Here is a 5378-nt window from a genome sequence, read left to right on the forward strand (position 1 = left end):
CCGCGGCGCCGACCAGCGACGGCCCGCAACTCTCGCGCGAAGACCGCGAAGCCCCCACCGGCAGCATGCTGCCGCGCCGGCACCAGACCGGCACACCCCAGGTGATCAACAAGGACCAGATCGACACTAACCAGATCCTGAACCCGGGCGCCACCCAGCCGCACATCAAGCCCTGAACAGCATGTCCCGCGCGAGCGCGCCGATCGCGACCGTGGCCGGATGGCTCATGCGCCGTTCGGTCGTGATCGCGTAGACCTGCTCGACCACCGCATCGACCGTACCGAGCGCGGCGACCTGGTACTGGTCGCACACCTGCGCCGCGATCACCGTCGGCGCGAAGAACACCCCTGCTCCCGACTGGCCGAATGCCTGCATCATCGCGCTGTCGTCGAACTCGCCGATGACCCGGACGTGGATGTCGGCGCTGTCGAGCCAGTGCAGCAGACGGCCCCGGATCGCGACATCCTCGCCGGGGAACAGGACCGGCGCATTGTCTAGGCACGCCGGAAAATCGGGCCCCAGCCGGGCCGCCAGGTCGGCGGTGGCGAACGCCGTCATCGAACTTTCCCCCAGCAGGTGGTTGTAGGCGCGCACGCTGAAGTGCGCGGGGATCGTCCGGTCCGCGATGACGAGGTCGAGACGGTGCACGGCCAGGTCGGCCAGCAGGTTGTCGAGGCGGCCTTCGCGGCATACGAGCCTGACCGGCTCCTCCAGCTTCAGGGCCGGCTCCACGAGCCTGCACGCGATGAGTTTCGAGACCGAATCGGCGCAGCCCACGCGAAACGGCTGCGGCGACGCGAGCCGGCTGTTCCGCACGAGTTCCAGCAATTCATCCCCGGCCGTGAAAATCTGTTCGGCCGAGCGGGCAATGCGCCGGCCGGCCTCCGTCAACTCGAGGTTGCGCCCGGCGCGCCGGAACAGTTGCACCCCCAGCGTGGCCGCGAACTCGGACAGCTGCCCCGAGATCGCGTGTGGCGTCAGGTGGAGCTGCGCGGCGGCCGTGGCGATGCTGCCCGTCTTTGCCACCATCCAGAAGTAGCGCAAATGCTTGTAGTTGAGTGAGCTCATGGCGTTCGAATACATCGAAAAATTCGATGAATGATGAAAGATAACACGATTAGTCCGATCTTTAACCGGCGTCTATAGTGAACGTTCAAATCAACGGCAACGATGACCGGAGGGCGATGATGAACGGAATCGAGACTATTGCGAGCGGCCCGATGTGGGCCGGTTTCGTCGGGTTCGTGTTGGTGATGCTCGCGCTGGACTTGTTCGTGTTCGGCGGCAACAAGGCGCACAAGGTGGGCGTGAAGGAAGCGGGCCTGTGGTCGATCGCATGGGTCAGCATGGCGCTGCTGTTCAACGGCGGCCTGTGGTGGTACCTGAAGACGACGGTCGGCGCCGACGTGGCCGACCAGAAGGCGCTCGAATTCCTGTCCGGCTACCTCATCGAAAAGGCGCTCTCGGTCGATAACATCTTCGTGTTCCTGATGATCTTCACCGCCTTCCAGGTACCCCAGCAATACCAGCGCCGGGTGCTCGTCTACGGCGTCCTCGGCGCCATCGTCATGCGCGCCGTCATGATCGGCGCCGGCGCGTGGGTCGTGAGCGAATTCAGCTGGGTGCTGTACGTGTTCGGCGCCTTCCTGCTGCTGACGGGCATGCGCATGCTGGTCGCGGCCGACAAGGAACCGGACGTCAAGCAGAGTCCCGTGATGCGCTTCGCGCGCAAGCACCTGCGCGTGGCGGAAGGCGACCATGGCGAGAAATTCTTCGTGGCCGCAAACGGGCTCCGCTACGTCACGCCGCTGTTCCTCGTGCTGCTGCTGATCGAAGCGACGGACCTGATCTTCGCGGTGGACTCGATCCCGGCGATCTTCGCCATCACGACGGACCCGTTCATCGTCTTCACGTCAAACCTGTTCGCGATCCTGGGCTTGCGTGCCCTGTACTTCCTGCTCGTCGACATGGCCGATCGTTTCCACCTGCTGAAGTACGGCCTGGCGATGGTGCTGACCTTCATCGGCACGAAGATGCTGATCATGCCCTGGTATCACATGCCGGTGCAGGCGTCGCTGACCGTCGTCGCCGTGCTCATTGCCGGCAGTTGTATCGCCAGCCTGTTCGTCGCGCGCAAGCACGACGCCAACTAACGTCTTTTTACTGGAGAACCGAAATGCGCTCATACCCCAAGAACAGCCCCCGCGCCGCCGGCCGCCTGCTGGCCCTGACGATGATCGTGGACGGCAACGTCGCCCTCAGCGAGCTGAAGGCGGTCTACCGTTCGCGGATCCTGGAGCACATCGCGCTGGAGGACGACGAGTTCGACGCCGTCCTGCACGAGTTGTGCAACGACCTGCTCGCGACGGCGCACCACGGCAACGTGCACGTCGACACGGCGACGATCGACGCCTTCCTCGACGACGTCGATGCGCCCGAACTGCGCCGCAACCTGCTCGGCGCCATGTGGCGCCTCGCCGATGCCGACGGCTGGCTGGCGGACGCGGAAGCCGTCGTGCTGAACCGGGCCGCGATCCGCTGGGGCGCCGAATCGGGCTTCGTCACCGCGCACTGACCCCGGGGCCTGCATGTGCAAGCGGATGCTTCGGCCGCGGCCGAAGCGTCGCGGGCCGGCTCCCGCTAGCATGGGCGCATGGAACTCATCGACTACCTGCACACCCATTTCCTCACCCGCGCGCAGCTGCTCGCGGCCTGCGCCACCGACGGTGCCCGCCTGGAAGCGTTCACGGCCGCGGGTACGATGCCCGCGCCGTCGTACCGGCTTCGGGTCCGCATCGATTGCACGTCGTACTTCGGCGACCACGCGGAAGACCACGCGCTCGACTGGTTTGCCAAAGGCTATGTCGAGTGGCTCCATGTGCTGCTGGATGGCGCCCAGGATCCGTACAGGCTGTTCGCGGCGCGCTACCGGGCCGCGCTGCACGCCCTGCCCCGGTTCGACATGGAAGCGACGGACGAGCACCTGCGCAGCGAATGGCAGCACTTCATCGCGGGCACATACGGCCTGTGCACGCGCTCCGGCCTGCCCGAGGACATCGCGGCGAAGGAGCTGGCGATTCACGTCATCCGGGCGCTGACCGATGACGGCCGGGTGCTCGACGCGGATGAGCGGGAACGGCTGGCCTGGGCGCGCGCCCTGCTGGACCGCGCGAGCAGCCCGTTCGCCCCGCACGAACGGGCACGCAGCTCGCGCGCGCGATACGGTTTGAAATAATTCGCGGTACCTGTCACAAAGCCGGGAGCCGTTCCGTCTAATGGTTAGAGGGCTGCATGTCGCAGCCCCGCCAACGAAAGGAACCATCATGTCGCACGCTGCCCGCATCAACCTGTTCACCCTGGCCCCGTCCGCGCTGAAAGCCATGGTCAACCTGTCCCAGACCGTCAAGCAGGGCGCGCTGGGCCCGCGCCTCGTGGAACTCGTCAACCTGCGCGTCTCGCAGCAGAACGGCTGCGGCGTCTGCGTCGACATGCACTGGCGCGACCTGATCAAGCAGGGCGCCGACCCGCGCCACCTGAACAGCGTGGCCGCCTGGCGCGAATCGCCGTTCTTCAGCGAACGCGAACGGGCCGCGCTGGCTTGGGCCGACGCCGTCAATGCCCTGCCCCACCGCGACGACACGGACGCTGCCTGGCCCGCACTGCGCGAACATTTCAGCGAGGGCGAGATCGCGGAACTGGGCTATACGATCGCCGTCATCCGGGGCTGGAACGCGATCAACCTGTCGCTGCGCAACCCGATCCCGGTCGAGCCGCCGGCCGGCATGTAATCAGCGCACGGCGGCGGGGTCGAACAGCGGATTCTCGATGAGGCCGAGGACGTTGCCGAACGGGTCCTGCAATTCCGCCACCTTGATGCCCTCGCCCACCTCCTGGATCGCCGCGTGGACGGCGGCGCCGAGGCCGACGATGCGTTCGACCTCGGCCGCGATGTCGTCCACGCCCCAGAACGTCGTCGACCCCGTGGTGCCCGGCGTGCCGTCCGGGACGAGCCCAAGCTCGAACCCGCCGATGGCGAAACCGACGTAGAACGGCTGGTCGAAATAAGGCTGGACGCCGAACACGTCGGCGAACCAGGCTTTGGCGCGGCCGAGATCGGCCACGGGATAGGTCACGGTGCGCAATCCTTTGATCATGGTGTCTCCTGTCGTAAAGGCGTCATGATGCCCGATTCGCGCGGCCGTGGATTGGAAAAATGGAAAGCGGATCAGAGCAAGGCGTCGATCTGCGGCGTGATCTGCGCCTGCAGGCCGACGAGATCGACCATCGTGCCCTGGCCGTGCGCGACGGCCGTGTAGATGCCGTCGCCGTTCCCGTCATGAAAAACCTCGTAGTAGGCGTGATTGCCGCGGGTGATCGTCTCCACGACATAGCCCGCGGCCGCCTGCGCGTACGTGACGGTGGAACCCAGGTGGACGTCGACCGCCGTGCCGTCCGGCTTGACCGTCCGGGCCCCCGTGACCGTAACGCCGTCGAACGTGAAGCGCATGCGTTCGTACGGCTCGACATCCAGCGCCGTCGCCGCCGTCCCCACGGGCACCACGGTCAGCGTTTCCGACGCGAGCTTGTACGTCGTACCGTCCGTCGTCGTGTACGTCAGCGTCTCCAGCGTATTGCCGCGGATGGCCGTTTCCGTGACGGCGCTGCCGGCGACCGTGAACACGCTCGCGGCCAGGTCGCCGACGGCCACGTCGTGGGTCCATCCCGACGTGCCGAACGTCTGGGTCATGCCCGTCACGGCGCCAGCGGCCACCGTGAAACCGTAGGTCGGCGTGTTCGCGGCGGTCGTGTCGAAGCTGCGCACTTCCTGCGTCAGGTGATACAGGGCGGCGTCGGTCGCGTCCACCGACCAGGTCAGCGTCGCCGTGGCCGCGCCGCGGGTCAGCGTCTCCGTGACGGTGCCGGTGCCGACGGTGAACGTCGCGTCGGCGGGCAGGCTGGCTGCGATGGTCCGGCTGCCGATCACGTGTTCGAGGCCGGTGACCTGGCCATCGGTGATCGTGAACCTGACGTCGGTGGTTGCCAGTTCGTCGGCCAGGCGGCCGGCCGGGGGATGGTCGCGCATAGGGGGCTCCTTTCATATCCGGGATGGTGCGAAAAGGATAAGGCGCTCGTCTGTAAAATGGCGTTAAGACCCATCCTCACAAGTGTTACCAGATATTGCGATGCCCACCCAACACCTCGTCACACCCGACGGCCGCTATTTCGTCGTCGCGGGCCGCCTCTGGCGCATGAGCGATCCGGACCTCGATCCGGCCACGCGGCAGGCGCTCGTCGACCGCCTGATGCGCGCGCGGCGCGCCGTCGGCGCCGCGAAGAAGGCGGGAGACGCGCAGGCGGAGCGGCATGCGCGCGATGAC

At 66.6% G+C, this 5378-nt stretch carries 7 protein-coding genes and 1 pseudogene; 5 read left to right on the plus strand and 3 right to left on the minus strand.

Going from position 1 to position 5378, the window contains the following annotated elements; all coding sequences use genetic code 11:
- Positions 1–165 precede the first annotated feature (165 nt).
- Positions 166–1068: a transcriptional activator NhaR gene (gene nhaR / locus ACEN88_RS23465; protein WP_413343525.1), complete on the minus strand. Its 903-nt coding sequence runs from the start codon at positions 1066–1068 to the stop codon at positions 166–168.
- A gap of 119 nt (positions 1069–1187) precedes the next feature.
- Between nhaR and ACEN88_RS23470 the strand changes: the two genes are divergently transcribed.
- The 4 genes from ACEN88_RS23470 (at position 1188) to ACEN88_RS23485 (ending at position 3788) form a co-directional block, all read left to right on the plus strand.
- Entirely contained in the window at positions 1188–2153 is a 966-nt protein-coding gene (locus ACEN88_RS23470) for a TerC family protein (protein ID WP_413343527.1), read from the plus strand.
- Positions 2154–2176: 23 nt separating this feature from the next.
- Positions 2177–2575: a TerB family tellurite resistance protein gene (locus tag ACEN88_RS23475; protein ID WP_413343528.1), complete on the plus strand. Its 399-nt coding sequence runs from the start codon at positions 2177–2179 to the stop codon at positions 2573–2575.
- A gap of 78 nt (positions 2576–2653) precedes the next feature.
- On the plus strand, positions 2654–3235 hold the full coding sequence (locus tag ACEN88_RS23480; protein WP_413343530.1) for a DUF6058 family natural product biosynthesis protein: 582 nt from the start codon (positions 2654–2656) through the stop codon (positions 3233–3235).
- A gap of 88 nt (positions 3236–3323) precedes the next feature.
- A complete protein-coding gene (locus tag ACEN88_RS23485; RefSeq protein ID WP_056133496.1) occupies positions 3324–3788 on the plus strand; it encodes a carboxymuconolactone decarboxylase family protein in 465 nt (154 codons plus the stop codon).
- On the opposite strand, the gene ACEN88_RS23490 is transcribed toward ACEN88_RS23485, so the two are convergent.
- Positions 3789–4154 carry a VOC family protein gene (locus tag ACEN88_RS23490; RefSeq protein ID WP_413343532.1) on the minus strand — a complete coding sequence of 122 codons (366 nt, stop codon included), beginning with the start codon at positions 4152–4154 and terminating at the stop codon, positions 3789–3791.
- A 71-nt stretch (positions 4155–4225) separates the two neighbouring features.
- On the minus strand, positions 4226–5083 hold the full coding sequence (locus tag ACEN88_RS23495; protein WP_413343534.1) for a hypothetical protein: 858 nt from the start codon (positions 5081–5083) through the stop codon (positions 4226–4228).
- A gap of 100 nt (positions 5084–5183) precedes the next feature.
- Here ACEN88_RS23495 and ACEN88_RS23500 point away from each other — a divergent pair.
- Positions 5184–5378: pseudogene (locus ACEN88_RS23500) on the plus strand (hypothetical protein); the annotation flags it as partial.

This window comes from Massilia sp. CT11-108, from assembly GCF_047302915.1.
GTDB lineage: Bacteria > Pseudomonadota > Gammaproteobacteria > Burkholderiales > Burkholderiaceae_D > Telluria > Telluria orientalis.

Coding starts and splice junctions, on each gene's coding strand:
- nhaR (WP_413343525.1), bottom strand. CDS start 1,068: ATGAGCTCACTCAACTACAAGCATTTGCGCTACTTCTGGATGGTGGCA.
- ACEN88_RS23470 (WP_413343527.1), top strand. CDS start 1,188: ATGAACGGAATCGAGACTATTGCGAGCGGCCCGATGTGGGCCGGTTTC.
- ACEN88_RS23475 (WP_413343528.1), top strand. CDS start 2,177: ATGCGCTCATACCCCAAGAACAGCCCCCGCGCCGCCGGCCGCCTGCTG.
- ACEN88_RS23480 (WP_413343530.1), top strand. CDS start 2,654: ATGGAACTCATCGACTACCTGCACACCCATTTCCTCACCCGCGCGCAG.
- ACEN88_RS23485 (WP_056133496.1), top strand. CDS start 3,324: ATGTCGCACGCTGCCCGCATCAACCTGTTCACCCTGGCCCCGTCCGCG.
- ACEN88_RS23490 (WP_413343532.1), bottom strand. CDS start 4,154: ATGATCAAAGGATTGCGCACCGTGACCTATCCCGTGGCCGATCTCGGC.
- ACEN88_RS23495 (WP_413343534.1), bottom strand. CDS start 5,083: ATGCGCGACCATCCCCCGGCCGGCCGCCTGGCCGACGAACTGGCAACC.